Raw genomic sequence first — 25,733 nt, 5'->3', positions numbered from 1 at the left:
ATAATCTTTTATTGATAAAAGAAACCAGGATGAAGCTTATCTTCATCCTGGTTTTTGTGTGGTTAAAAGTTAGTTGGTTTCATCCTTCTTACTCTTAAGTAGAAAAGTCGCTGTTAGGACTAGACTCAATCCTGACAAGAATAGTAGTGGATTGGATGTTTCACCAGTAGCTGGAAGTTGTTCTTTAGGAGAATGATTTGCCGATTGGACAAGGTCTGGACTAGATGAAACTTGCTTAGAGCTGTTGGCTAATGGTTTGATATCTGTTTCACTTGGTTTTTGATTTGCAGTAGTTGATGCTCCATTAGCTCGATAAACGACTGCATAGGTACTGAAATGGCTAGTCGTAAATTCTGCCATTCCCTCGCGAATAGTAAAATCGAGTGGCTGTAACTCTTTTGATGGAGTTAGGTAGTAGACATTTTCGACAGCTGAGGAAATAGGCAAGCGGACCAAGACAGTTCCTTTTGGTTGTAAACTCTGGTCTGTTGAATTTTTAAGGTGAAGATCGTAAGCATCATAGGTCTTACCAAATAGTTCTTGAGCTAATACACGTCTGCTAGAAATGTGAGAAATTCCCTCTAAGTCAGTCGCTCCTCCAATAATTTCAACTTTAGTCTTTTCATCCTTTAAGACACGAAGTTTATATTTAGGAACAGAAACAGTAGGAGCTTGTTCTTGTCCCGCTGTCCCGACAGGTTGAGTGTACTCAGGGATAGAAACAGTAGGCGGTTGTTCTAGTCCTGCTGTGCCGATAGGTTGAGTGTACTCAGGAATATTTACTACAGGCGGTTGTTCCTGTCCAGCCGTTCCGATAGGTTTAGTGTACTCAGGGATAGAAACAGTAGGCGGTTGTTCCTGTCCCGCTGTTCCGATAGGCTCAGTGTACTCAGGAATAGAAACGGTAGGTGGCTGTTCTTGTCCAGCTGTGCCGATAGGTTGAGTGTATTCAGGGATAGAAACAGTAGGTGGTTGTTCTAGTCCTGCTGTGCCGATAGGCTTAGTGTATTCAGGAATTTCTACAATAGGAGCAGGGTCATCTCCCTTGCTTGTAGTTGGTTGCTGATTCTCAACCTTCTTCTCATCCTTTTTGGTAAAGACAGCTACTACAGGACTGCTTGTTGTATTTCCCTGGATAGAATAAGCTTCTATCGCATTTCCAATTTTTCGATTGGTTTCGTCAGGGATAGGGATTTGTACCTGATTATCTTGAATTGATAAGACAGTCTGATCTCCAGTCGTAACTAGATGATTATCGTCTATCCTGCGTAAAACGAGTGGATCTTTGATGCCTGGGAAGGTCACAGCGATGGCTTCCCAATCTCCAGCTGGAAGAGTTAAAGAGATGTTTTTATCCCCTTCCTTAAGTGGTGCGATACTTGGACTATCCAAGCTTACAGCTGGAGCCTTAATCACATCAAATGAATCTAGAGAAATTTTCTTGCGACCTGCTGATGAATTTGGATCAACTTTCAATGTCAAAATATGATTACCGTCGGTCAGATTAGTAAATTCTCCAATTAAGGTTGCCTTTTGGGTAGCGCCAGCAGTGTAGAAGTCTAGACTTGGCATTTCTTTTCCATCCAGTGTCACGAGAGCTTTTCCGAGAGCGGATGTTTTAAGTCCGTAAATTCGAATACCTGTTCCAGTAAATGGAATGGTTGCTTGAGCTTCTGAAGCAGTACTTGGGTCGGCGTTATTGATGTCCGCATATTTTTCTGTGCTCTTATATAATTCAGTATCGCTCCAATCTTTGAATTGAGATCCGTATTGAATGCGAGGGTCGCGGTCATCCATTTTTTCAATGGTTGTTCCTTGTCCCGGTAAAACTTTAAAGTAGTCTAAGGAAATTTTGGAACGTTCACTGCCACGGTGTTTATGCTCTTGTTTTACAGTGATAGTCATCACATGAGCACCATCTGACAATCCTGTGAAGCGACCGATAAGGCTACCTTTTTCAGTTGCACCTGCAGTATAGAAGTCCAGTTCACCGACTGATTTACCATCGATCTTGACTTCAGCGATTCCCAATTCAGATGATTTGAGACCATAGATTTCAATGCCAACACCATTGAAAGGAATGGTTGCTGTCGCATCTTTATCTGTATAGTTACCTAGTGAAAGGTCGGCAAACTTCTCTGTTCCTCCAAATAATTCTGAGTCTGCCCAGTTTCCAAATGCAGAACCGTATTGGATTCGGCTATCACGGTCATCCATCAATTGGTTATAGGTTTCGACATTGGCCTTTTCGGATACCTGTGTAGAAACATTACCCAGCATAGCCTTAACAGTATAAGTGTAGGCGAGTTGAGGATCGAGTGAACGGTCGATAAAATGGGTTTGATTGGTCACAAATTCTCTGCTTGCAGAAGTTTGGCCAGATTCGTCTTTCACTTGTCTTTGGATAACATAGTGGGTAGCGCCTTCTACTTGGTTGAAGGTAAGTTCGGCAGTGACGCCATTTTGTCTAACTGCTGTCAGACTGGTTACACGACCAGGGAAATGTTCAAAGGTAATGACATCACCTTTTTGTGTTGCCAGTTGAATGCGGCCATCTTTAAGAACAGTTGCTTTGACAGATTTGCCATTAACCTTAACCTGACTGGCTTCGATATTTGGATAATCTACAACTAGGTCTCCACCGACATTTGAAAGGAAGGACAAGCTTTGCAGGTTTTTATCTTTCCACTTCATGCTGACTTCAAAGTTACCACGGGCAACCAGACCAGAAACCTGACCGTCTTTCCAAGCATCTGGAAGGGCTGGCAATGGTGCAATGTAGCCAGTGTGTGATTGAAGAAGCATTTCTGCAATTCCACTGGTTGCTCCAAAGTTTCCGTCGATTTGGAAAGGTGCATGCGTATCCCAAAGGTTTTCTAGGGTTGAATATTTGAGCTGTTCAGCAAGCAGGCGATGAGCACGGTTACCGTCTAAGAGACGAGCCCAGAGGTTGATTTTATTGGCCTTAGACCAACCAGTACCACCATCTCCACGGTGGTTGAGGGTAGCACGCGCAGCTTCTAAATATTCAGCCTGGTCCTTGCTAAAGAGCGTACCTGGGAAGAGACCTACCAGATGGGAAACGTGGCGGTGGTTATTTTCAATGCCTTCATTAGTGAATTGTGGACTGTCTTCTTCGTACCATTCCTTGATGCGTCCCTCTTTGTTAATGTGAAGTGGTTTTAGTTTGTCAAATTTAGCCTTGACCTCTGTAACTAGGTCTTTGTCGACATTCAGATGGTTGGCGACTTCCATGTAGTCATGGAATAGCTGCCAGACTAGTGATTGGTCAAAGGTATTTCCGATGGTGATGGTACCGTGTTCTGGTGAGTAGGATGGAGAAGACACCCAACGGTCACTGTCCTGGTCATAGTGCAAGAAGGAGTTCCAGAACTTAGCAGTTTCCTTGAGCATTGGATAGATCTTTTCTTTGAGATAAGTCTCATCCTTGGTGAATTTATAGTAGTCATAAACGTTCTGCATCATCCAAGCATTAGCAGCTGGAGACCAACCCCAATAGTAATTCCAACCAGGGGTAGTCCAGCCAAATGGTGTCGCCTGGGTATGAACCAGCCAGCCATTTTCTTGTCCATCTTTGGATTCGATACCGGCGTATTCTTTAGCAGCGATACGGCCATAGTAACGCATATCGTCAATGTAATTGATCATTGGCTTGGCTGTTTCAGCTAGATTGCTCATGTAGGCTGGCCAATAGTTCATTTGCAAATTGACATTGAGGTGGTAGTCAGCGTTCCAAGGTGGATTGTCTACGGCATTCCAGACTCCTTGTAGGTTGGCAGGAAGGGCATCTGTCCGATCACGAGATGAACTGATCAATAAATAACGTCCGTATTGGAAGAAGAGTTCTTCCAGTTTTTGCCCTTTGCTAGGGTTATAGGTCTGAAGGGCCTCTTTTGTCGTTTGAGCAGCATTGCTTCCACCTAGGTTTAGTTTGACGCGGTTAAAGAGGCTTTGATAGTCTTTGATATGGTTCTTTTTAAGTGTTTCGTAGTCTTTGCCCCTAGCTGCTTCTACAATGCCTTTAACTGTTTTTTCGAGGTCAATGTCTTTGCGATAGTTTGTTTTTGGATTCTGAGCAAAGTTAGTCTTGGCACTGAGTAAAAGCGTAGCATAGCTGGCCCCTGTGATTGTTAAACTATCCTCATAAACAGTAACTTTTCCGTCCGTTTTAATTCCTAGATAGGATGCGAACTGGAGGCCATTATCTTTGACTGTACCTTTTAGTAGGATACCATTTGGGTCTGTCGTAACATGGCCACTCTTGTAGTTAGAATATTCCGCTGAGTAGTTTCCATTAGCAAGTAAATCTTCTGTCAAGCTATTCCAAACTGTAAAATCAAGTTTTTTGTCCCCTTTTTGGGTCAAGTGGGTCACGGTGACATCATCAGGGTAACTTGAGAAGGTTTCTCTTTTAAAGGTCGTTCCATCTTGGGTGTAAGAAGTTGTAGTAGTGGCTTCTGTGATATCCAAACCACGGTGATAGTCTGTAACTGTATCCAGTCCCTTTTTCTGGTTATTGAAGACCATGAAGATATCACCAAAGGCTAGATAACGTCCATACTGGGCGTTGTTTGGTCCAACTAGATTTTGTTCAGCTAATCGTTTGGCTTTTTGGCGATCTCCGTCTTCAAGAGCCTTACGAATTTCTGCTAAAATTTTATACCGTTCCTGATAGTTTCCTCCATTATAGTCGGTACTGTCGGGACGCGGTCCACCTGACCAAAGAGTTTTTTCGTTGTATTGGATTCTCTCCTCGCCGATGAGACCAAAAATCTTAGCACCCGTTTCACCATTCCCAACTGGGAGTGCTTGTTTTTCCCAGCCATCATAGGAAGGAGCTGTTGGTCGATCATAGTTTAGCTGATAGTTGCTTTGTTCTGTCACAGGTAGTTCTGGTTTTTCGGTTTCCTTATTTTCATTAGGTTTTACAATAGCCTCAGTACTGACTTGATTAGTTGTAGCAGAAGTAACATCAGCCTCAGCGGGTTTGCTTTCAGAAGAACTATTATTAGCTAGAACTGGTTTTGTATGATCAATTGGCACGTTTGGCTGTGTATGCTCAGTTGATTCACTTGCTTTCGTTACAGTGTCTAACTTAGAGCTAGTTATCTCCAGTGTAGCCTCTTTTTGCTTTACTTCGATAGTATCAGCAGAGACGGTATGACTAGCTAGAAAAACTGCTCCAAGCAAAACAGAGGCTGTGCCGACTGTTAGCTTTCGAATACTGTAGCGACAGGATCTCTCCCTCCAAATTTTTTCCATAGAAACCTCCTTTATTAATTAAAAGCGCTTTCATTTTTAATGAGGCGAACTTTTGTTTCTATATTGTATTGTTAATCTAATTTTACCAGCTAATGAAGTGTTGTCAAGAGGATTTGAGAAGGATATATATTTGATATTGTTTTGTATTAAAAAAGTGGAGGAAACGAATAGTAAGGGAGTGTATTTTTTATATTCTTTCTAGTTTTGACTAGAACAATAAGCCAACTTTAATTACAGCTTACTCATCTCTGAAAGCGTAAAACAAACTAGTCAGGGTGGCTAGTTTGTGGTATAATGAAAGAGACTCAAAAAGAAACAGGAGAAATATGATGGATTTACTATTAGCAATTGTATTGATTGTGCTAGCTTTTCTAGGAGGAGCTCTTGGAGGAATGTACTTGGTTCGTAAGCAAATCGAAAAAGAATTCGCTGACAACCCACGTTTGAATGCTGAAGCTGTTCGTACTCTTTTGAGTGCAAATGGTCAAAAACCAAGCGAAGCTAAGGTACAACAAGTTTACCACCAAATCATCCGCCAACAAAAGGCAGCCCTTGCTAACAATAAAAAGAAAAAATAAATAAGGAAAAGTCTGGGATGAAAGTTCCAGACTTCTCACTATGTTGGCTATGGTTAAGGGATGAGACTTTTTCCTTGCATTCTATTGATATTTGATTATGATTAAGAGAGATAGTTGTTGATGAAGTTGTTCTTCAGTTCATAAAGACAAGTAATCATAATGAACTATCAATCAGAAAAAAGACTAGAAAGAAGACTGTATGGATAATCGACCAATTGGTTTTTTGGATTCGGGTGTCGGGGGCTTGACCGTTGTGCGCGAGCTCATGCGCCAGCTCCCCCATGAAGAAATCGTCTATATTGGAGATTCGGCACGGGCGCCCTATGGTCCCCGTCCTGCTGAGCAAATTCGTGAATATACTTGGCAGTTGGTCAACTTTCTTTTGACCAAGGATGTCAAAATGATTGTCATTGCTTGTAATACTGCGACTGCGGTCGTCTGGGAAGAAATCAAGGCTCAACTAGATATTCCTGTCCTAGGTGTGATTTTACCAGGAGCTTCGGCAGCCATCAAGTCCAGTCAAGGTGGGAAAATCGGAGTCATTGGAACGCCCATGACGGTACAATCTGACATTTATCGTCAGAAAATTAATGATCTTGATCCGGACTTACAAGTGGAAAGTTTGGCCTGTCCCAAGTTTGCTCCCTTGGTGGAGTCGGGTGCTCTGTCAACCAGCGTCACCAAGAAAGTAGTTTATGAAACCCTGCGTCCCTTGGTTGGAAAGGTGGATAGTCTGATTTTGGGCTGTACCCATTATCCGCTTCTCAGACCCATTATTCAAAATGTTATGGGGCCAAAGGTTCAGCTCATTGATAGTGGGGCGGAGTGCGTACGGGACATTTCAGTCTTACTCAATTATTTTGAAATCAATCGTGGTCGCGATGCTGGACCACTCCATCACCGTTTTTACACAACAGCCAGCAGCCAAAGTTTTGCACAAATCGGTGAAGAATGGCTGGAAAAAGAGATTCATGTGGAGCATGTAGAATTATGACAAATAAAATTTATGAATACAAGGATGACCAGGACTGGTATGTTGGTGTCTGGGATGTCTATGGAGGCATCTACAACCTCATCAAAGATCCGCTTGAGCTCGATTTTATGGATTTGGCTCGGATTTTTCGTGATGAGGAAAATGGCTTTCCGATTACGATAACAGTGATGCGCTGGTCTTCTAACTTCCGTCTGCTCTCTTTTATCGTTGAGATTTTAAATGCAGAAGCAGGACGTAACTTGGAAGTCATTCAACGTCAGGGGGCTTTGCTCTTGGTTGAAAATGGGCAACTCCTGCATGTAGAATTGCCTAAAGAAGGGGTTGATGTAGAAGCCTTCTTTGAGACAAACAAGGTCAGAGAAACTCTATTGATTGCGACTCGTAACGAAGGCAAGACCAAGGAATTCCGAGCTATCTTTGATAAGTTAGGCTACGATGTGGAAAATCTCAATGACTATCCTGACCTGCCTGAAGTAGCAGAAACAGGCATGACCTTTGAAGAAAATGCCCGTCTCAAGGCAGAAACCATTTCTCAATTAACGGGCAAGATGGTTCTTGCAGACGATTCTGGACTTAAAGTTGATGTTTTGGGAGGTTTGCCTGGTGTCTGGTCGGCTCGTTTTGCAGGCGTCGGAGCAACTGACCGTGAAAACAATGCCAAACTCTTGCACGAATTGGCCATGGTCTTTGAACTCAAGGATCGTTCGGCTCAGTTCCACACAACCCTAGTCGTAGCCAGTCCAAACAAGGAAAGTTTGGTTGTTGAAGCTGACTGGCCAGGCTACATTAACTTTGAACCTAAGGGTGAAAATGGCTTTGGCTATGACCCTCTCTTCCTTGTAGGGGAGACAGGTAAGTCCTCAGCTGAATTAACCCTTGAAGAAAAAAATAGTCAATCTCACCGTGCCTTAGCCGTTAAGAAACTTTTGGAGGTATTTCCATCATGGCAAAGCAAACCATCATTGTAATGAGCGATTCTCATGGCGATAGCTTGATTGTGGAAGAAATCCGTGATCGCTATGTAGGCAAAGTTGATGCCGTTTTTCATAACGGCGATTCTGAACTGCGTCCTGATTCCCCACTTTGGGAGGGAATCCGTGTAGTTAAAGGGAACATGGACTTCTACGCTGGCTATCCAGAACGTTTGGTGACTGAGCTTGGTTCGACCAAGATTATCCAAACTCATGGACACTTGTTTGACATTAATTTCAACTTTCAAAAGTTGGACTACTGGGCTCAGGAGGAAGAGGCTGATATCTGTCTCTATGGTCACTTGCATGTGCCAAGTGCTTGGATGGAAGGCAAAACCCTCTTTCTAAATCCAGGCTCTATCAGTCAACCACGTGGTACTATCAGAGAATGTCTCTATGCTCGTGTGGAGATTGATGACAGTTATTTCAAAGTGGACTTTTTGACACGAGACCATGAGGTGTATCCGGGCTTGTCCAAGGAGTTTAGCCGATGATTGCCAAGGAGTTTGAGACTTTCTTGTTGGGGCAGGAGGAAACATTTTTGACTCCTGCTAAAAATCTGGCTGTGTTGATTGATACCCACAATGCGGATCACGCTACCCTCTTGCTCAGTCAGATGACCTATACCCGTGTTCCTGTTGTGACAGATGAAAAACAGTTTGTTGGGACGATTGGGCTCAGAGATATTATGGCTTATCAGATGGAGCATGACTTGAGTCAAGAAATCATGGCAGATACGGATATCGTTCATATGACGAGAACGGACGTAGCGGTCGTCTCGCCTGATTTTACCATTACGGAGGTCTTGCACAAGTTGGTAGATGAGTCCTTCTTGCCAGTTGTGGATGCGTCAGGGATTTTCCAAGGAATTATCACTCGCAAATCTATCCTCAAGGCAGTCAATGCCCTCTTGCATGACTTTAGTAAGGAATATGAGATTCGATGCAAATGAGAGACAGGATTTCAACCTTTTTAGAGGAAAAGCAGGGTTTGTCTGCCAATTCCAAGCAGTCCTATAAGTATGATTTGGAGCAATTTTTAGACATTGTGGGCGAGCGGATTTCGGAGACTAGTCTCAAGATTTACCAAGCCCAGCTAGCCAATCTAAAAATCAGCGCCCAGAAGCGAAAGATTTCGGCCTGTAATCAATTTCTCTATTTCCTCTATCAGACAGGAGGAGTGGACAGTTTTTATCGTTTGGAATTAGCCAAACAAGCTGAAAAGAAGACCGAAAAACCAGAACTGTTAGACTTAGCCTCTTTTTGGCAGGAAAGTAATTATCCAGAAGGACGCTTGCTAGCGCTCTTAATCCTAGAAATAGGACTTTTGCCGAGTGAGATTTTAGCCCTCAAGGTTGCAGATATCAATTTGGATTTTCAGGTGTTGCGAATCAAGAAGGCTTCCCAACAGAGGATTGTCACCATTCCCACGACCTTGCTTTCAGAATTGGAACCCTTGATGGGCCAGACCTATCTCTTTGAAAGGGGAGGGAAAGCCTATTCTCGTCAGTGGGCCTTCCGCCAGCTAGAAGCCTTTGTCAAGAAGAAAGGATTTCCAGCTCTGTCAGCCCAAGCCTTGCGGGAACAGTTTATTCTAAGACAAATAGAAAACAAGGTTGATTTGTACGAAATTGCAAAAAAATTAGGATTAAAAACAGTCCTGACCTTAGAAAAATATAGATAATGGATATTAAATTAAAAGATTTTGAAGGGCCTCTGGACTTACTTTTGCACCTAGTTTCTAAGTACCAGATGGATATTTACGATGTACCCATTACAGAAGTCATCGAACAGTATCTAGCCTATGTCTCAACCCTGCAGGCCATGCGTCTGGAAGTGACGGGTGAGTACATGGTCATGGCCAGTCAGCTCATGTTGATCAAGAGCCGCAAGCTTCTTCCAAAGGTAGCGGAAGTAACCGATTTGGAGGATGACCTGGAGCAGGATCTCCTCTCTCAAATCGAAGAATATCGCAAGTTCAAGCTCTTGGGGGAGCACTTGGAAGCCAAGCACCAAGAACGGGCCCAGCACTATTCCAAAGCGCCGACAGAGTTGATTTATGAAGATGCGGAGCTTGTACATGACAAGACGACCATTGACCTCTTTTTGGCTTTTTCAAATATCCTAGCCAAGAAAAAAGAGGAGTTTGCACAGAATCACACGACTATCCTGCGGGATGAGTATAAGATTGAGGACATGATGGTTATCGTGAAAGAGTCCTTGACTGGACGAGATCAATTGCGCTTGCAGGATTTGTTTAAGGAAGCCCAGAATCTCCAAGAGGTCATCACCCTCTTTTTGGCAACCCTAGAGTTAATCAAAACCCAGGAGCTGACCCTCGTGCAAGAGGAGAGTTTCGGAGATATCTATCTCATGGAAAAGAAGGAAGAAAGTCAAGTGGCCCAAAGCTAGACTTGATAGAGAGGAAAGATGAGTACTTTAGCAAAAATAGAAGCGCTCTTGTTTGTAGCGGGTGAAGATGGGATTAGAGTCCGCCAGTTGGCTGAACTCCTATCGCTTCCCCCGACAGGCATCCAACAGAGTTTAGAAAAATTAGCCCATAAGTATGAAAAGGACCCAGATTCCAGTTTGGCTCTGATTGAGACGGGTGGTGCTTATAGATTGGTGACCAAGCCTCAATTTGCTGAGATTTTGAAGGAATACTCTAAGGCGCCCATCAACCAGAGTTTGTCTCGGGCTGCCCTTGAGACCTTGTCCATCATTGCCTACAAGCAGCCGATTACGCGGATAGAAATTGATGCCATCCGTGGTGTCAACTCGAGTGGGGCCTTGGCAAAGTTGCAGGCCTTTGACTTGATACGAGAAGACGGGAAAAAAGAAGTGTTGGGTCGCCCCAACCTCTATGTGACTACGGATTATTTCCTAGATTACATGGGAATTAACCATTTGGAAGAATTACCAGTGATTGATGAGCTTGAGATTCAAGCCCAAGAAAGCCAATTATTTGGTGAAAGGATAGAAGAAGATGAGAATCAATAAGTATATTGCCCACGCAGGTGTGGCCAGTAGGAGAAAAGCAGAAGAGTTGATCAAGCAAGGCTTGGTGACGGTTAACGGCCAAGTGGTACGTGAACTAGCAACGACCATCAAGTCAGGTGACAAGGTCGAAGTTGAAGGTCAACCTATCTACAACGAAGAAAAGGTCTATTATCTGCTTAACAAACCACGCGGTGTGATTTCCAGTGTGACAGATGACAAGGGCCGCAAGACTGTTGTGGACCTCTTGCCCAACGTGAAAGAGCGCATCTACCCTGTAGGTCGTTTGGACTGGGATACATCAGGAGTCTTGATTTTGACCAATGATGGGGATTTTACGGATGAAATGATTCACCCTCGTAATGAGATTGACAAGGTTTATGTCGCGCGTGTTAAAGGTGTGGCCAATAAGGATAATCTCCGCCCCTTGACCCGTGGACTTGAGATTGATGGTAAGAAAACCAAGCCGGCTGTCTATGAGATTCTCAAAGTGGATCCAGTCAAAAACCGCTCTGTGGTGCAGTTGACTATCCATGAAGGGCGTAACCACCAGGTTAAAAAGATGTTTGAAGCTGTCGGTCTTCAAGTGGACAAGTTATCACGAACTCGTTTCGGACATCTAGACTTAACAGGACTCCGTCCAGGAGAATCCCGTCGTCTTAATAAAAAAGAAATCAGCCAACTACACACCATGGCTGTAACCAAGAAATAATGAAACGAATTTTAATAGCGCCTGTGCGCTTTTACCAACGGTTTATCTCGCCAGCCTTTCCCCCCTCTTGTCGCTTTGAGCCAACTTGTTCAAACTACATGATTCAGGCTATTGAAAAACATGGCTTCAAGGGTGTTTTGATGGGCTTGGCTCGGATTTTACGTTGCCATCCCTGGTCGAAAACAGGTAAGGACCCCGTCCCAGACCATTTTTCTTTAAAGAGAAATTCAAAATAAATTGGATTCTAATGTATAAAACACAGATAGATGATACTTGGTCTTTATCAAGTTCCATCTATCTGTGTTTTTATTTATTATTGATGTTTCTGCTATTTATTCCAAAATGTTTTTGCCTTCTTTAACACGCCAACGATAATCTGATAAAATAATATCTTCGAGGGAGTAGCTAGCCTTCCAATCAAGATATTTTTTAGCTTTTGATGCGTCTGCTAGGACGCTAGCTGGGTCACCAGCACGACGAGCAACAATTTCGTGTGGTATTTTTTGATTCAGTAATTCTTCAGCAGTTTTAAAGATTTCTTTGACGGTATAGCCTTTTTCAGTTCCTAAGTTAAAGATTTGAGAAGAACTGTCTTCTTGAAATAGGTAGTTCATTCCTTTAACATGAGCCTGTGCAAGGTCCAAGACATGAATGTAATCTCGAATACATGAACCATCACGTGTATCATAGTCATCTCCAAATATTTTCAGGCTATCATTTTGTCCCAATGCGGTCTTGTTGATGTTGGGAATGATATGAGTTGGATTTTTCACTCGCAGACCGTTTGAAGCATCCATTTCAGCTCCAGCAACATTAAAGTAACGGAAAATGACATATTTCCAGTCGTAGCGATTGGCCATCCAGTAAATCATTCGTTCACCCATCAGTTTTGTCTCTGCATAAGGATTGACAGGGTCGAGCAGGGTATCTTCAGTTGCTGGCTTGTCAATACAGTTATTACCATAGAGGGAAGCAGTCGAAGAGAACATGATTTTTTGAATGCCAACTTCAGATAAGACTTTGAGAACTTGGTTCATACCCGCAACATTGGCAGTGAAGTATTTACTTGGGTTTTCAATACTTTCGCTCACAACAATTTCACCTGCACAATGAAGAACAGCATCAATCTTATTTTCTTCTAAGTAAGCTTTTAGAGCACTAGAATCATAAACATCTAGTTGCTTAAAGCTAGCACGACTATCCACAGCCGAACGATTTCCTGTAGAGAGATTATCTAGAACATGTACCTGATAGCCAGCATTTAAAAGAGCTTTAACGGTATGGGAGCCAATGTAGCCAGCCCCACCTGTAACAAGAATTGTTTTGGTCATGATTTTTTCCTTTTCCTAGTTTTGTACTATTTTAAAGAAATAAGAAGGCAAAGTCAACTATTTTCTGCAAATTTCATAAAAAAACTAAACAAATATAGTATTGAATTGTTTTTTGTTTGGGAATTAATAGTTTGGTTGGTCTTGGAATAGTTCTTAGATTTCACATCACATGCAAGAAAATACAAGCTTTTTCTAAGGTACAGTAAGACTAAGATACTAATTTAGAAATCTACCTTCCCGCTATCCTTCTCCTATAAAAAGTGGTAAAATGGATGAAAGAAAGAAGGAACTTAAATGACAACATTATTTTCAAAAATCAAAGAAGTAACAGAACTTGCTGCGATCTCAGGTCATGAAGCACCTGTCCGTGCTTATCTTCGTGAAAAGTTGACACCGCACGTGGATGAAGTGGTGACAGATGGCTTGGGTGGTATTTTCGGAATTAAACATTCAGAAGCTGCAGATGCACCGCGCGTCTTGGTCGCTTCTCATATGGATGAAGTTGGTTTTATGGTCAGCGAGATTAAGCCAGATGGTACCTTCCGTGTCGTTGAAATCGGTGGCTGGAACCCCATGGTGGTTAGTAGCCAACGTTTCAAACTCTTGACTCGTGACGGTCGTGAAATTCCTGTGATTTCGGGTTCTGTTCCGCCACATTTGACACGTGGAAAGGGTGGACCAACTATGCCAGCTATTGCAGATATCGTCTTTGATGGCGGTTTTGCGGATAAGGCTGAGGCAGAAAGCTTTGGCATCCGTCCTGGCGATACCATCGTACCAGATAGTTCTGCAATCTTGACAGCCAATGAAAAAAATATCATCTCAAAAGCTTGGGACAACCGCTACGGTGTGCTCATGGTTAGTGAGTTAGCAGAAGCTCTGTCAGGTCAAAAACTTGGCAATGAACTCTATCTTGGCTCTAACGTCCAAGAAGAAGTTGGTCTTCGTGGTGCTCATACTTCCACAACTAAGTTTGACCCAGAAGTTTTCCTAGCAGTTGACTGCTCACCTGCTGGTGATGTTTATGGCGGTCAAGGCAAGATTGGAGATGGAACCTTGATTCGTTTCTACGACCCAGGTCACTTGCTTCTCCCAGGGATGAAGGATTTCCTTTTGACAACGGCTGAAGAAGCTGGTATCAAGTACCAATACTACTGTGGTAAAGGCGGAACAGACGCTGGCGCAGCTCATCTGAAAAATGGTGGTGTCCCATCAACAACAATCGGTGTTTGCGCTCGTTATATCCATTCTCATCAAACCCTCTACGCTATGGATGACTTCTTAGAAGCTCAAGCTTTCTTGCAAGCCTTGGTGAAGAAATTGGATCGTTCAACGGTTGATTTGATTAAAAATTATTAAACCATAAGGGAGGTGGTAGGGATGGTAGAACCAAACCTAGAAAGCCTTATAAAAGATCTTTACAATCATGCTCGACATGATTTGAGTGAAGATTTAGTTGCTGCTCTCCTAGAGACTGCTAAAAAACTGCCTACTACAAATGAGCAATTGCTGTCAGTTCGTCTCTCAGGCCTGGTCAATCGTGAATTGCTCCTAAATCCCAAACATCCGGCACCTGAGTTGCTCAACTTGGCTCGCTTTATCAAAAGAGAAGAATCCAAGTACAGAGGAACTGCGGCTTCTGCGATTATGTATGGGGAGCTCTTTAAAATGCTTTGATTCCATTGTGAATCAAAGCATTTTTCTATATGTTAGAAAAGCAATTCTTGGTTAGGAAAAGAAAAAAGCCATCCTATTTAGGATAGCTTCTTGGTTCTTAGATTTGTTCAGCGATGACCTTTTCAGCTAGATTCATAGCATGGTCAGATACACGAGTATAGTGGGAAATGATGTCGATAAAGTTGACCCCAGCTTGCGTTGAACACTCGCCCTTGTTGAGGCGTTTGATGTGGGTCTTTCTGAGAACACGTTCCATATTGTTGATTTCTTTATGGCGTTCAATCAGACTTTGAGCTTTTTCAATATCATTGTTTTCCACGCTATCAAGGGCATCCTTGATAAAGCCAGTGGTTTTTTGATAGATATCAGCCAATTCCTGTAAAGCAGCTTCAGAGAACTCGACATTTTTACGTTGAAGGTAGTCAGTCAGATTGATTAGGGCTTCTGCGTGGTCCCCAATCCGTTCCAAATCACGGGATGAATCCAGGATGTTGGTGAGCACTTCACTTTCTTTCTGGCTAAGGGCTTCACTTGAAAGGGTAATAAGGTAACGAGTCAATTTTTCATCAATGGTATTGATGGCTTCTTCTGTCTTGTGGCCTTTTTCAGCAACCTTTTCATTAAGGTCAATGATGTAGTTGTATGAAAGGTCAAAGGCTTTAGAAGCATAATTTCCCAAGTGAAGGAGTTCTTTTTTGGCATTTCCGAGAGCGATTGATGGAGCTTGTTTAATCAAATGCTCATCAAGATAAAGTGGCTCGTACTTGACAACTTCGTCTTCACCAGGGATGAGCTTGGTTACAAAGTAAGCCAAGGCTCCGATGAATGGAAATTGGATAATAGTATTTGTGATATTAAAGGTTCCGTGGGCGAAGGCAATGGTCATTTCTGGAGCCAGATTGAGTGTAGATTCAAACCATTGAATCAAGCCAGTGAAAGGTACAAGGAAGACAATACAGATAACCGTACCAATCACGTTAAAGGCGACATGGGCACCAGCAACACGTTTGGCAGCGATATTGGCTCCAAGAGAAGCAATAATAGCTGTAATGGTCGTTCCGATATTATCACCAAACAAGACTGGTAGGGCACCTTGTAGATCAATCAAACCACTTGCGTAAAGATTCTGTAGGATACCGATAGTTGCGGAAGAAGCTTGAATGAGTAGGGTTAGTCCAGTTCCGACAAAGACACCTAGAATAGGACTCTTGCTTAGTTCAACCATATAGTCTCTAAAGACTTGCAGGTCTTTTAGAGGTTCCATTGCACCGCTCATAAGATTGAGAGCGAAGAAGATACCACCTACACCAAAAATGATACGTCCGATGTTATTGATAGAGCGATTCTTGGTGAAGAAGAGACAAATCGCTCCGATGAAAAGCATTGGTAAGGCGTAATCTCCTAGCTTAAAACCGATGATAAAGGATGTAACGGTAGTTCCAATATTGGCACCCATGACAATACCGATAGCTTGACGCAAGGTCAAAAGTCCTGCGCTGACTAGCCCCACTGTAATGACTGTGACACCAGAACTTGACTGAATTAGTGCCGTCATACCGATACCAACTAGCACACCGAAGAACGGATTGCTGGTATATTTGTCAATGTAAAAACGAAGGCGATCTCCAGCAGCTTGTTGCAAACCGTCTCCCATGGTCTTGATACTATATAAGAATAATCCTAGACCACCTAAAAAGTGAAATAAAATTTCCTGCCAATTAATGGACATTTCTTTTTCCTCCGAAAAATAATAACGGAATTTCTCCTATTCTATTTTAAAGGATAAAAGTAAATCTAACAAGTGTTAAGCTAAGATTTTAGAAAGAAAATTCGTTAGAATGGGCCTTAATTATATTAATTTTACCAATTTCTAACCTAGATATAGGTATTTCCTTTTATATATTGACATTTAAAAGAAATATTTTAAAATGAGGGAGGTATTATCTTGGTCCCTGTGATTGGGATAAAAATTTTATAAAGAAAGTTAAGCGCTTTCTTTTATGTAACAAAATCAATCTTTTAGGAGGAGAAAATGAAGAATCCATTTTTTGAAAGACGTTGTCGTTACAGTATTCGTAAGTTGTCAGTAGGAGCCTGCTCGCTGATGATTGGGGCTGTTTTATTTGCTGGCCCAGCCTTGGCTGAAGAAACTGCAGTCCCTGAAAATAGAGGAGCCAATACAGGGCTTGTTTCAGGAGAGAGTGAGCATCCAACTAATGAAGCTGACAAGCAACATGAAGGAGAACATGCTAGAGAAAATAAGTTAGAAAAGGCAGAAGGAGTAGCGACAGCATCTGAAACTGCTTCGCCAGCAAACAATGAAGCTGCAACTACTGAAACTACAGAGGCAGTAAGCGTAGCTAAACCAGAGGAAAAACCAAGTGAGGTGGCTGCAGAAACATCATCTGTAGAAGCAAAACCTAAGTCTGACAAGGAAATAGAAGCAAAGCCTGAAGCAACTAGCCAAGGAGATGAGTCTAAGCCAGCAGCAGAAGCTAATAAGATTGAAAAAGAAGTCCAGCCAGATGTCCCTAAAAATACAGAAAAAACATTAAAACCAAAGGAAATCAAATTTAATTCTTGGGAAGAATTGTTGAAATGGGAACCCGGTGCTCGTGAAGATGATGCCATCAACCGCGGCTCTGTTGCCCTCGCTCCACGTCGGACAGGTCATTTGGTCAATGAAAAAGCTAGCAAGGAAGCAAAAGTTCAAGCTCTATCCAACACCAATTCTAAAGCAAAAGACCATGCTTCTGTTGGTGGAGAAGAGTTCAAGGCCTATGCTTTTGACTATTGGCAATATCTAGATTCAATGGTCTTCTGGGAAGGTCTTGTTCCAACTCCTGACGTTATTGATGCAGGTCACCGTAACGGGGTTCCTGTATATGGTACACTCTTCTTTAACTGGTCTAATAGTATTGCAGATCAAGAAAAATTCGCTGAAGCTTTGAAGCAAGACGCAGATGGTAGCTTCCCAATTGCCCGTAAATTGGTAGATATGGCCAAGTATTATGGCTATGATGGCTATTTCATCAACCAGGAAACAACTGGAGATTTGGTTGAACCTCTTGGAGAAAAGATGCGCCAGTTTATGCTCTATACCAAGGAATATGCTGCTAAGGTAAACCATCCAATCAAGTATTCTTGGTACGATGCCATGACTTATAACTATGGACGTTACCACCAAGATGGTTTGGGAGAATACAACTACCAATTCATGCAACCAGAAGGAGATAAGGTTCCAGCAGATAACTTCTTTGCTAACTTTAACTGGGATAAGGCTAAGAATGATTACACTATTACAACTGCCAACTGGATTGGCCGTAATCCTTATGACGTATTTGCAGGTTTGGAATTGCAACAGGGTGGTTCCTACAAGACCAAGGTCAAATGGAATGACATTTTAGATGAAAATGGGAAATTGCGCCTTTCTCTTGGTTTGTTCGCCCCAGATACCATTACAAGTTTAGGAAAAACTGGTGAAGATTATCATAAGAATGAAGATATCTTCTTTACAGGTTATCAAGGTGATCCTACTGGCCAAAAACCAGGTGATAAAGATTGGTATGGGATTGCTAACCTAGTTGCGGACCGTACGCCAGCAGTAGGTAATACTTTTACTACTTCTTTTAATACAGGTCATGGTAGAAAATGGTTCGTAGATGGTAAGGTTTCTAAGGATTCTGAGTGGAATTACCGTTCAGTTTCAGGTGTTCTTCCAACATGGCGCTGGTGGCAAAAATCAACTGGCGATAAGTTGAAAGCAAGCTATGATTTTGAAGATGCTTATAATGGTGGAACTTCTCTCAAATTTGCAGGGGATCTTTCAGGTGCGACCAAGCAAGATGTTAATTTGTACTCTACTCGCTTGAAGGTGACAGATACAACCAAATTACATGTTGCCCACAAAGGAGGCAAAGGGAGCAAGGTTTATGTAGAATTTGCAACCAAGAAAGATTATACCTACGGTGATGAAGCTGCCCGTAAAGAATTGACAGTTTCAGATAACTGGACTACCGATGATTTTGATTTGAGTGCCTTGGCAGGTAAAACAATTTACGGTATTAAACTCTATTTTGAAAATGATAAAGATTTAAAAGGTTATCAATTTAACCTGGGGCAATTGACCATCAGCAATAATCAAGATGCTCCACAGGCACCAACCACAGTAGCTGTAGCCAAACAAGTCCTTAAAAATGCCCAAGAAGCGGAAGCAGTTGTGCAATTTAAAGGCAACAAGGATGCAGATTTCTATGAAGTTTACGAAAAAGATGGAGACAGCTGGAAATTACTAACTGGTTCATCTTCTACAACGATTTATCTACCAAAAGTTAGCCGTTCAGCAAGTGCTCAGGGTACAACTCAAGAACTGAAGGTTGTAGCAGTCGGTAAAAATGGGGTTCGTTCAGAAGCTGCAACCACAACCTTTGATTGGGGCATGACTGTAAAAGATACCAGCCTACCAAAACCACTAGCTGAAAATATCGTTCCAGGTGCAACAGTTATTGATAGTACTTTCCCTAAGACTGAAGGTGGAGAAGGTATTGAAGGTATGTTGAATGGTACCATTACCAGTCTTTCAGACAAGTGGTCTTCTGGACAGTTAAGTGGTAGTGTGGATATTCGTTTGACCCAGCCACGTACAGTTGTTAGATGGGTGATGGACCATGCTGGAGCTGGTGGAGAATCTGTAAACGACGGTTTGATGAACACCAAAGACTTTGACCTTTATTATAAAGATGCGGATGGTCAATGGAAATTGGCTAAGGAAGTTCGTGGCAATAAAGCCCATGTTACAGATATTACCCTTGATAAACCAATCACAGCTCAAGATTGGCGCTTGAATGTTGTCACTTCTGACAATGGAACTCCATGGAAGGCGATTCGTATCTATAACTGGAAAATGTATGAAAAGCTTGATACTGAAAGTGTCAATATTCCGATGGCCAAGGCTGCAGCCCGTTCTCTAGGCAATAACAAGGTACAAGTTGGCTTTGCGGACGTGCCAGCTGGAGCAACCATTACCGTTTATGACAATCCAAATTCTCAAACTCCTCTTGCAACTTTGAAGAGCGAAGTTGGAGGTGACCTAGCAAGTTCACCATTGGATTTGACAAATCAATCTGGTCTTCTTTACTATCGTACCCAGTTACCAGGTAAGGAAATTAGTAATGTCCTAGCAGTTTCTGTTCCAAAAGATGACAGAAGAATCAAGTCAGTCAGCCTAGAAACAGGACCTAAGAAAACAAGCTACGCCGAAGGGGAGGATTTGGACCTTAGAGGTGGTGTTCTTCGAGTTCAGTACGAAGGTGGAGCTGAGGACGAACTTATTCGCCTAACTCACGCGGGTGTATCAGTATCAGGTTTTGATACGCATCATAAGGGAGAACAAAATCTTACTTTACAATATTTGGGGCAACCGGTACATGCTAATTTATCAGTAACTGTTACTAGTCAAGATGAAGCAAGTCCGAAAACTATTTTGGGAATTGAAGTAAGTCAGGAACCGAAAAAAGATTACCTAGTTGGTGATAGCTTAGACTTGTCTGAAGGACGCTTTGCAGTGGCTTATAGCAATGATACTATGGAAGAACATTCCTTTACTGATGAGGGAGTTGAAATTTCTGGTTACGATGCTCAAAAGACTGGTCGTCAAACCTTGACGCTTCGTTACCAAGGTCATGAAGTCAACTTTGATGTTTTGGTATCTCCAAAAGCAGCATTGAACGATGAGTACCTTAAACAAAAATTAGCAGAAGTTGAAGCGGCTAAGAACAAGGTGGTCTATAACTTTGCTTCGCCAGAAGTAAAAGAAGCCTTCTTGAAAGCAATTGAAGCGGCCGAACAAGTGTTGAAAGACCATGAAACTAGCACCCAAGATCAAGTCAATGACCGACTTAATAAATTGACAGAAGCTCATAAAGCTCTGAATGGTCAAGAGAAATTTACGGAAGAAAAGACTGAACTCGATCGCTTAACAGGTGAAGCTCAAGAACTCTTAGCTTCAAAACCAAACCATCCTTCAGGTTCTGCCCTAGCTCCTCTTCTTGAGAAAAACAAGGCCTTGGTTGAAAAAGTAGATTTGAGCCCAGAAGAGCTTGCAACAGCGAAACAGAGTCTAAAAGATCTAGTTGCTTTATTGAAAGAAGACAAGCCAGCAGTCTTTTCTGATAGTAAAACAGGTGTTGAAGTACACTTCTCAAATAAAGAGAAGACTATCATCAAGGGCTTGAAAGTAGAGCGTGTTCAAGCAAGTGCTGAAGAGAAGAAATACTTTGCTGGAGAAGATGCACATGTCTTTGAAATAGAAGGTCTAGATGAAAAAGGTCAAGATGTTGATCTCTCTTACGCTTCTATTGTGAAAATTCCAATTGAAAAAGATAAGAAAGTGAAGAAAGTCTTCTTCTTACCTGAAGGCAAAGAGGCAGTAGAATTGGCTTTTGAACAAACGGATAGTCATGTTATCTTTACAGCACCACACTTTACTCATTATGCCTTTGTTTATGAATCTGCTGAAAAACCACAACCTGCTAAACCAGTAGAAAAAGTTATTTCAAGCAAGGAACCAACTGAAGGTGTCAAGAATTTGGTTGTGGATACTCCAAAATTAGAAATTGAAGAGACAAGTATTGTCTTCGAACACCAAGAACGTCCAAATCCAAATCTTACAGTCGGTCAACGTCAACTTGTCCAAGAAGGAGTTGAAGGACAAATTCGCCGTTTGATTGAAGTAGATAGTCAAGGCAATCGTACCCTTCGCGCTACAGAAGTTTTGAAAGAAGCAAGCCCTGAAATCGTAGAAGTAGGTACTGGTCTCATTCCTGCCAATCCAGCACCACAAAACACAGACCTTCCAAAACCTACTAATCAACCGGCTTTTGATCAACAAAAGGCTCCTAAATTGGAAGTTCAAGAGGAAAAGGTTGCCTTTGATCGTCAAGAGCATGAAAATGCTGGTATGCTAGTTGGGGAACAACGAGTCATCATACAGGGACGAGATGGTCTGTTGAGACATGTCTTTGAAGTTGATGAAAACGGTCAGCGTCGTCTTCGTTCGACAGAAGTCATCCAAGAGGCGATTCCAGAAATTGTTGAAATTGGAACAAAAGTAAAAACTGAACCAGCAGTAGCGCCTACACAAGAAAAACCAGCCCAAAATACAGCAGTTAAATCAGAAGAAGCAAGCAAGCAATTGCCAAATACAGGAACTGCTGATGCCAATGAAGCCCTAATAGCAGGATTGGCAAGCCTTGGTCTTGCTAGTTTAGCCTTGACATTGAAACAGAAAAAAGAAGATGAAGATTAAATATCGAAAAATCTTGTGAAATCTTTCCTTATATTTCCAAAGTGTGATATAATAGTTTCGAATAAAATAAATAAAGGGGTTTTTGTAACATGGCAAAACTTACTGTTAAAGACGTTGACTTGAAAGGTAAAAAAGTCCTCGTTCGTGTTGACTTCAACGTACCATTGAAAGATGGCGTAATCACTAACGACAACCGTATCACAGCAGCTCTTCCAACTATTAAGTACATCATCGAACAAGGTGGACGTGCAATTCTTTTCTCTCACCTTGGACGTGTGAAAGAAGAAGCTGATAAAGCTGGTAAATCACTTGCTCCTGTAGCAGCAGACTTGGCAGCTAAATTGGGCCAAGACGTTGTTTTCCCAGGTGTCACTCGTGGTGCTGAATTGGAAGCAGCTATCAACGCTCTTGAAGATGGACAAGTTCTCTTGGTTGAAAACACTCGTTACGAAGATGTTGATGGCAAGAAAGAATCTAAAAACGATCCTGAACTTGGTAAATATTGGGCATCACTTGGAGATGGTATCTTCGTAAACGATGCATTCGGTACAGCTCACCGTGCACACGCATCTAACGTTGGTATCTCAGCAAACGTTGAAAAAGCAGTTGCTGGTTTCCTTCTTGAAAACGAAATCGCCTACATCCAAGAAGCAGTTGAAACTCCAGAACGTCCATTCGTGGCTATCCTTGGTGGTTCAAAAGTTTCAGACAAGATTGGTGTTATCGAAAACTTGCTTGAAAAAGCTGACAAAGTCCTTATCGGTGGTGGTATGACTTACACATTCTACAAAGCACAAGGTATCGAAATCGGTAACTCACTTGTAGAAGAAGACAAATTGGATGTTGCGAAAGCTCTTCTTGAAAAAGCAAATGGTAAATTGATCTTGCCAGTTGACTCAAAAGAAGCAAACGCATTTGCTGGTTACACAGAAGTGCGTGACACTGAAGGTGAAGCAGTTTCTGAAGGCTTCCTTGGTCTTGACATCGGTCCAAAATCTATCGCTAAATTTGATGAAGCTTTGACTGGTGCGAAAACAGTTGTATGGAACGGACCTATGGGTGTATTTGAAAACCCAGACTTCCAAGCTGGTACAATTGGTGTGATGGACGCTATCGTGAAACAACCAGGAGTTAAATCAATCATTGGTGGTGGTGACTCAGCTGCTGCAGCGATCAATCTTGGACGTGCAGATAAATTCTCATGGATCTCTACTGGTGGTGGAGCATCAATGGAACTTCTCGAAGGTAAAGTTCTTCCAGGACTTGCAGCCTTGACAGAAAAATAAGATTTTATAAACAATCAAAGAAGAGAGGAATGAAAGTTCCTCTTTTCTTTTGCTTAAAATAAAAACGCTTCCTCTCAACTATTACTCATAAAAATCACCGATTTATGATAAAATGGAAATAGAAAGTTGAGATTATGAGTTATTTTAAAAAATATAAATTCGATAAATCCCAGTTCAAACTTGGTATGCGAACCTTTAAAACAGGTATTGCTGTTTTTCTAGTTCTCTTGATTTTTGGCTTTTTTGGTTGGAAAGGTCTTCAAATTGGTGCTTTGACAGCCGTTTTTAGCCTGAGGGAGAGTTTTGATAAGAGTGTCCATTTTGGGACTTCGCGTATTCTAGGAAATAGTATCGGTGGCCTCTATGCCCTAGTCTTCTTCTTATTAAATACCTTTTTCCACGAAGCCTTTTGGGTAACCTTAGTAGTTGTTCCAATATGCACCATGTTAACCATTATGACAAATGTAGCCATGAATAACAAAGCAGGGGTTATTGGTGGTGTAGCAGCCATGTTAATCATTACCCTATCGATTCCGAGCGGTGAAACGATTTTGTACGTGTTTGCGCGCGTATCAGAAACTTTTATGGGAGTTTTTGTCGCAATTCTCGTAAATTACGATATTGATCGTATTCGGCTCTTTTTAGAGAAAAAAGAAAAATAATGTTACATTTTATAACATTATTAATTGACGTTTGTCTTTTTTTAGACTATAATAGACAGAAAGAAGGAAATTGTAAATGAAGGAAAAAGAATTTCGCCGAAATATGGCTGTTTTTCCTATCGGCAGTGTTATGAAGTTGACCGATCTATCGGCGCGTCAGATTCGTTATTATGAAGATCAGGAGTTGATTAAGCCTGATCGAAACGAAGGGAACCGTCGCATGTATTCCTTGAATGACATGGATCGTCTGCTTGAAATCAAAGATTATATCTCTGAAGGTTATAATATCGCTGCCATTAAGAAAAAATATGCTGAACGTGAAGCGAAATCCAAGAAAGCGGTTAGTCAGACTGAGGTGCGTCGTGCACTTCATAATGAACTCCTCCAACAGGCTCGCTTTGCTTCAGTACGGTCACCTTTTGGTCGCGGTTAGGCAACCGCAAGTAGTCATACATTAAGGAGAAAACTCATGCCAATCACAGCTGCAGATATTCGTCGTGAAGTCAAGGAAAAAAATGTTACCTTTATTCGTCTCATGTTCTCAGATATTTTGGGAACCATGAAAAACGTCGAAATTCCTGCTACAGATGAACAGTTAGATAAAGTCTTGTCAAACAAGGCTATGTTTGATGGATCTTCTATTGAAGGTTTTGTACGTATCAATGAGTCGGATATGTACTTGTACCCAGACTTGGATACATGGACAGTCTTCCCTTGGGGAGATGAAAATGGAAGTGTTGCAGGTTTGATCTGTGATGTCTATACAACAGAAGGTGAACCATTTGCAGGAGACCCTCGTGGTAATTTGAAGCGTGCTCTTCGTCACATGGAAGAAGTAGGATTCAAATCCTTCAATCTTGGGCCAGAACCAGAATTCTTCCTATTTAAGCTAGATGAAAATGGAGACCCAACACTTGAAGTAAATGACAAGGGTGGCTACTTTGATTTGGCGCCTACGGACCTTGCGGACAACACACGTCGTGAGATTGTCAATGTCTTGACCAAAATGGGATTTGAAGTAGAAGCGAGTCACCACGAGGTTGCGGTTGGTCAACACGAGATTGACTTTAAATACGATGAAGTTCTCCGTGCTTGTGATAAGATTCAAATCTTTAAACTTGTTGTTAAAACCATTGCTCGCAAACACGGACTTTACGCAACCTTTATGGCAAAACCAAAATTTGGTATTGCTGGATCAGGTATGCACTGTAATATGTCCTTGTTTGATGCAGAAGGAAACAACGCCTTCTTTGATCCAAATGATCCGAAAGGAATGCAGTTGTCAGAAACGGCCTACCATTTCCTTGGCGGTTTGATTAAGCATGCCTACAACTATACTGCCATCATGAACCCAACGGTTAACTCATACAAACGTTTGGTTCCTGGTTATGAAGCACCTGTTTACATTGCTTGGGCTGGTCGTAACCGTTCGCCACTTGTGCGCGTGCCTGCTTCACGTGGTATGGGAACTCGTCTTGAGTTGCGTTCAGTGGATCCGATGGCAAACCCATACATCGCTATGGCAGTTCTATTGGAAGTTGGTTTGCATGGTATTGAAAATAAAATCGAAGCACCAGCTCCTATCGAAGAAAATATCTACATCATGACAGCAGAAGAGCGCAAGGAAGCTGGTATTACAGACCTTCCGTCAACTCTTCACAACGCTTTGAAAGCTCTGACTGAAGATGAAGTTGTCAGAGCAGCTCTTGGAGAACATATCTATACTAGTTTCCTTGAAGCCAAACGAATCGAATGGGCAAGTTATGCAACCTTCGTTTCACAATGGGAAATTGATAATTATTTAGACCTTTACTAATTAATATAGAAGAAAGATTGCCTGAGGGCGGTCTTTTTTCTAGGTCTTCAGACTGATTTTTAGCACTCTTGGTAAAAGAGTGCTAATTTTTTGAGTTTTTATCTTGACATTCTCTTTTAAG

20 protein-coding genes and 1 pseudogene are annotated in these 25,733 nt (G+C 42.0%); 18 read left to right on the top strand and 3 right to left on the bottom strand.

The annotated features are described in order from the left end of the window. Positions 1-69: 69 nt before the first annotated feature. Positions 70-5,283, bottom strand: coding sequence for an SIALI-17 repeat-containing surface protein (locus N8M95_RS05490; protein WP_261116761.1), 5,214 nt, complete (start codon positions 5,281-5,283; stop codon positions 70-72). Positions 5,284-5,612: 329 nt separating this feature from the next. Here N8M95_RS05490 and N8M95_RS05485 point away from each other — a divergent pair, with 329 nt between their 5' ends. The 10 genes from N8M95_RS05485 (at position 5,613) to yidD (ending at position 11,770) form a co-directional block, all read left to right on the top strand. Continuing rightward, positions 5,613-5,861, top strand: a complete 249-nt coding sequence (locus tag N8M95_RS05485) for a YneF family protein (RefSeq protein ID WP_000364990.1) — start codon at positions 5,613-5,615, stop codon at positions 5,859-5,861. A 199-nt stretch (positions 5,862-6,060) separates the two neighbouring features. Continuing rightward, the gene (gene racE / locus N8M95_RS05480; protein ID WP_033684754.1) at positions 6,061-6,855 is read left to right on the top strand and encodes a glutamate racemase; all 795 of its coding nucleotides are present in this window, start codon (positions 6,061-6,063) and stop codon (positions 6,853-6,855) included. After that, positions 6,813-7,823 (top strand): nucleoside-triphosphate diphosphatase, encoded by a 1,011-nt coding sequence (locus N8M95_RS05475; RefSeq protein WP_390897292.1) that lies wholly within the window; start codon positions 6,813-6,815, stop codon positions 7,821-7,823. The genes racE and N8M95_RS05475 overlap by 43 nt, the downstream gene beginning before the upstream one ends. After that, positions 7,799-8,320, top strand: coding sequence for a metallophosphoesterase (locus N8M95_RS05470; RefSeq protein WP_001118952.1), 522 nt, complete (start codon positions 7,799-7,801; stop codon positions 8,318-8,320). The genes N8M95_RS05475 and N8M95_RS05470 overlap by 25 nt, the downstream gene beginning before the upstream one ends. Beyond that, on the top strand, positions 8,317-8,778 hold the full coding sequence (cbpB, locus tag N8M95_RS05465; RefSeq protein ID WP_020903098.1) for a cyclic-di-AMP-binding protein CbpB: 462 nt from the start codon (positions 8,317-8,319) through the stop codon (positions 8,776-8,778). The genes N8M95_RS05470 and cbpB overlap by 4 nt, the downstream gene beginning before the upstream one ends. Then, on the top strand, positions 8,775-9,509 hold the full coding sequence (xerD, locus tag N8M95_RS05460) for a site-specific tyrosine recombinase XerD (protein ID WP_314725964.1): 735 nt from the start codon (positions 8,775-8,777) through the stop codon (positions 9,507-9,509). Before cbpB ends, xerD begins: the two co-directional genes overlap by 4 nt. Then, positions 9,509-10,237: a segregation/condensation protein A gene (locus N8M95_RS05455; protein WP_033681311.1), complete on the top strand. Its 729-nt coding sequence runs from the start codon at positions 9,509-9,511 to the stop codon at positions 10,235-10,237. Before xerD ends, N8M95_RS05455 begins: the two co-directional genes overlap by 1 nt. 18 nt (positions 10,238-10,255) lie before the next feature. Then, positions 10,256-10,825, top strand: coding sequence for an SMC-Scp complex subunit ScpB (gene scpB, locus N8M95_RS05450; protein ID WP_261116758.1), 570 nt, complete (start codon positions 10,256-10,258; stop codon positions 10,823-10,825). Beyond that, positions 10,812-11,534 carry a pseudouridine synthase gene (locus N8M95_RS05445; protein ID WP_001222228.1) on the top strand — a complete coding sequence of 241 codons (723 nt, stop codon included), beginning with the start codon at positions 10,812-10,814 and terminating at the stop codon, positions 11,532-11,534. The genes scpB and N8M95_RS05445 overlap by 14 nt, the downstream gene beginning before the upstream one ends. Continuing rightward, a complete protein-coding gene (gene yidD, locus N8M95_RS05440) occupies positions 11,534-11,770 on the top strand; it encodes a membrane protein insertion efficiency factor YidD (protein WP_061759315.1) in 237 nt (78 codons plus the stop codon). The genes N8M95_RS05445 and yidD overlap by 1 nt, the downstream gene beginning before the upstream one ends. 96 nt (positions 11,771-11,866) lie before the next feature. Here the strand turns inward: yidD and galE are convergent, their stop codons facing one another. Next, on the bottom strand, positions 11,867-12,865 hold the full coding sequence (gene galE, locus N8M95_RS05435; RefSeq protein ID WP_033687339.1) for a UDP-glucose 4-epimerase GalE: 999 nt from the start codon (positions 12,863-12,865) through the stop codon (positions 11,867-11,869). 294 nt (positions 12,866-13,159) lie between these two features. On the opposite strand from galE, the gene pepA reads away from it, so the two are divergent. After that, positions 13,160-14,224: a glutamyl aminopeptidase gene (gene pepA, locus N8M95_RS05430; RefSeq protein WP_000209170.1), complete on the top strand. Its 1,065-nt coding sequence runs from the start codon at positions 13,160-13,162 to the stop codon at positions 14,222-14,224. Between the two features lie 21 nt (positions 14,225-14,245). Then, complete coding sequence (locus N8M95_RS05425; protein ID WP_084861910.1) at positions 14,246-14,542, top strand: bacteriocin immunity family protein; 297 nt, start codon at positions 14,246-14,248, stop codon at positions 14,540-14,542. Between the two features lie 97 nt (positions 14,543-14,639). Here N8M95_RS05425 and N8M95_RS05420 read toward each other — a convergent pair whose 3' ends face one another. Beyond that, on the bottom strand, positions 14,640-16,271 hold the full coding sequence (locus N8M95_RS05420) for a Na/Pi cotransporter family protein (RefSeq protein WP_049499742.1): 1,632 nt from the start codon (positions 16,269-16,271) through the stop codon (positions 14,640-14,642). Positions 16,272-16,574: 303 nt separating this feature from the next. On the opposite strand from N8M95_RS05420, the pseudogene N8M95_RS09365 reads away from it, so the two are divergent. The 6 genes and pseudogenes from N8M95_RS09365 to glnA all read left to right on the top strand — a co-directional run. Then, a pseudogene (locus tag N8M95_RS09365) lies at positions 16,575-16,637 on the top strand (YSIRK-type signal peptide-containing protein); the annotation flags it as partial. Positions 16,638-16,928: 291 nt separating this feature from the next. Next, positions 16,929-21,848: an endo-beta-N-acetylglucosaminidase gene (locus N8M95_RS05415; RefSeq protein ID WP_390897294.1), complete on the top strand. Its 4,920-nt coding sequence runs from the start codon at positions 16,929-16,931 to the stop codon at positions 21,846-21,848. 89 nt (positions 21,849-21,937) lie between these two features. Further along, on the top strand, positions 21,938-23,134 hold the full coding sequence (locus N8M95_RS05410) for a phosphoglycerate kinase (RefSeq protein WP_001096743.1): 1,197 nt from the start codon (positions 21,938-21,940) through the stop codon (positions 23,132-23,134). Between the two features lie 134 nt (positions 23,135-23,268). Next, positions 23,269-23,796 carry an FUSC family protein gene (locus tag N8M95_RS05405; RefSeq protein ID WP_000119915.1) on the top strand — a complete coding sequence of 176 codons (528 nt, stop codon included), beginning with the start codon at positions 23,269-23,271 and terminating at the stop codon, positions 23,794-23,796. A gap of 76 nt (positions 23,797-23,872) precedes the next feature. Then, positions 23,873-24,229, top strand: coding sequence for a MerR family transcriptional regulator (gene glnR / locus N8M95_RS05400; RefSeq protein WP_247932995.1), 357 nt, complete (start codon positions 23,873-23,875; stop codon positions 24,227-24,229). Positions 24,230-24,265: 36 nt separating this feature from the next. Then, positions 24,266-25,612 (top strand): type I glutamate--ammonia ligase, encoded by a 1,347-nt coding sequence (gene glnA / locus N8M95_RS05395; RefSeq protein ID WP_001122886.1) that lies wholly within the window; start codon positions 24,266-24,268, stop codon positions 25,610-25,612. Positions 25,613-25,733: the final 121 nt, after the last annotated feature.

This window comes from Streptococcus mitis (assembly GCF_946190325.1).
GTDB lineage: Bacteria > Bacillota > Bacilli > Lactobacillales > Streptococcaceae > Streptococcus > Streptococcus mitis_CF.
The sequence above is the reverse complement of the archived record's forward strand: the minus strand, read 5'-3'. Positions and strand labels throughout refer to the sequence as shown.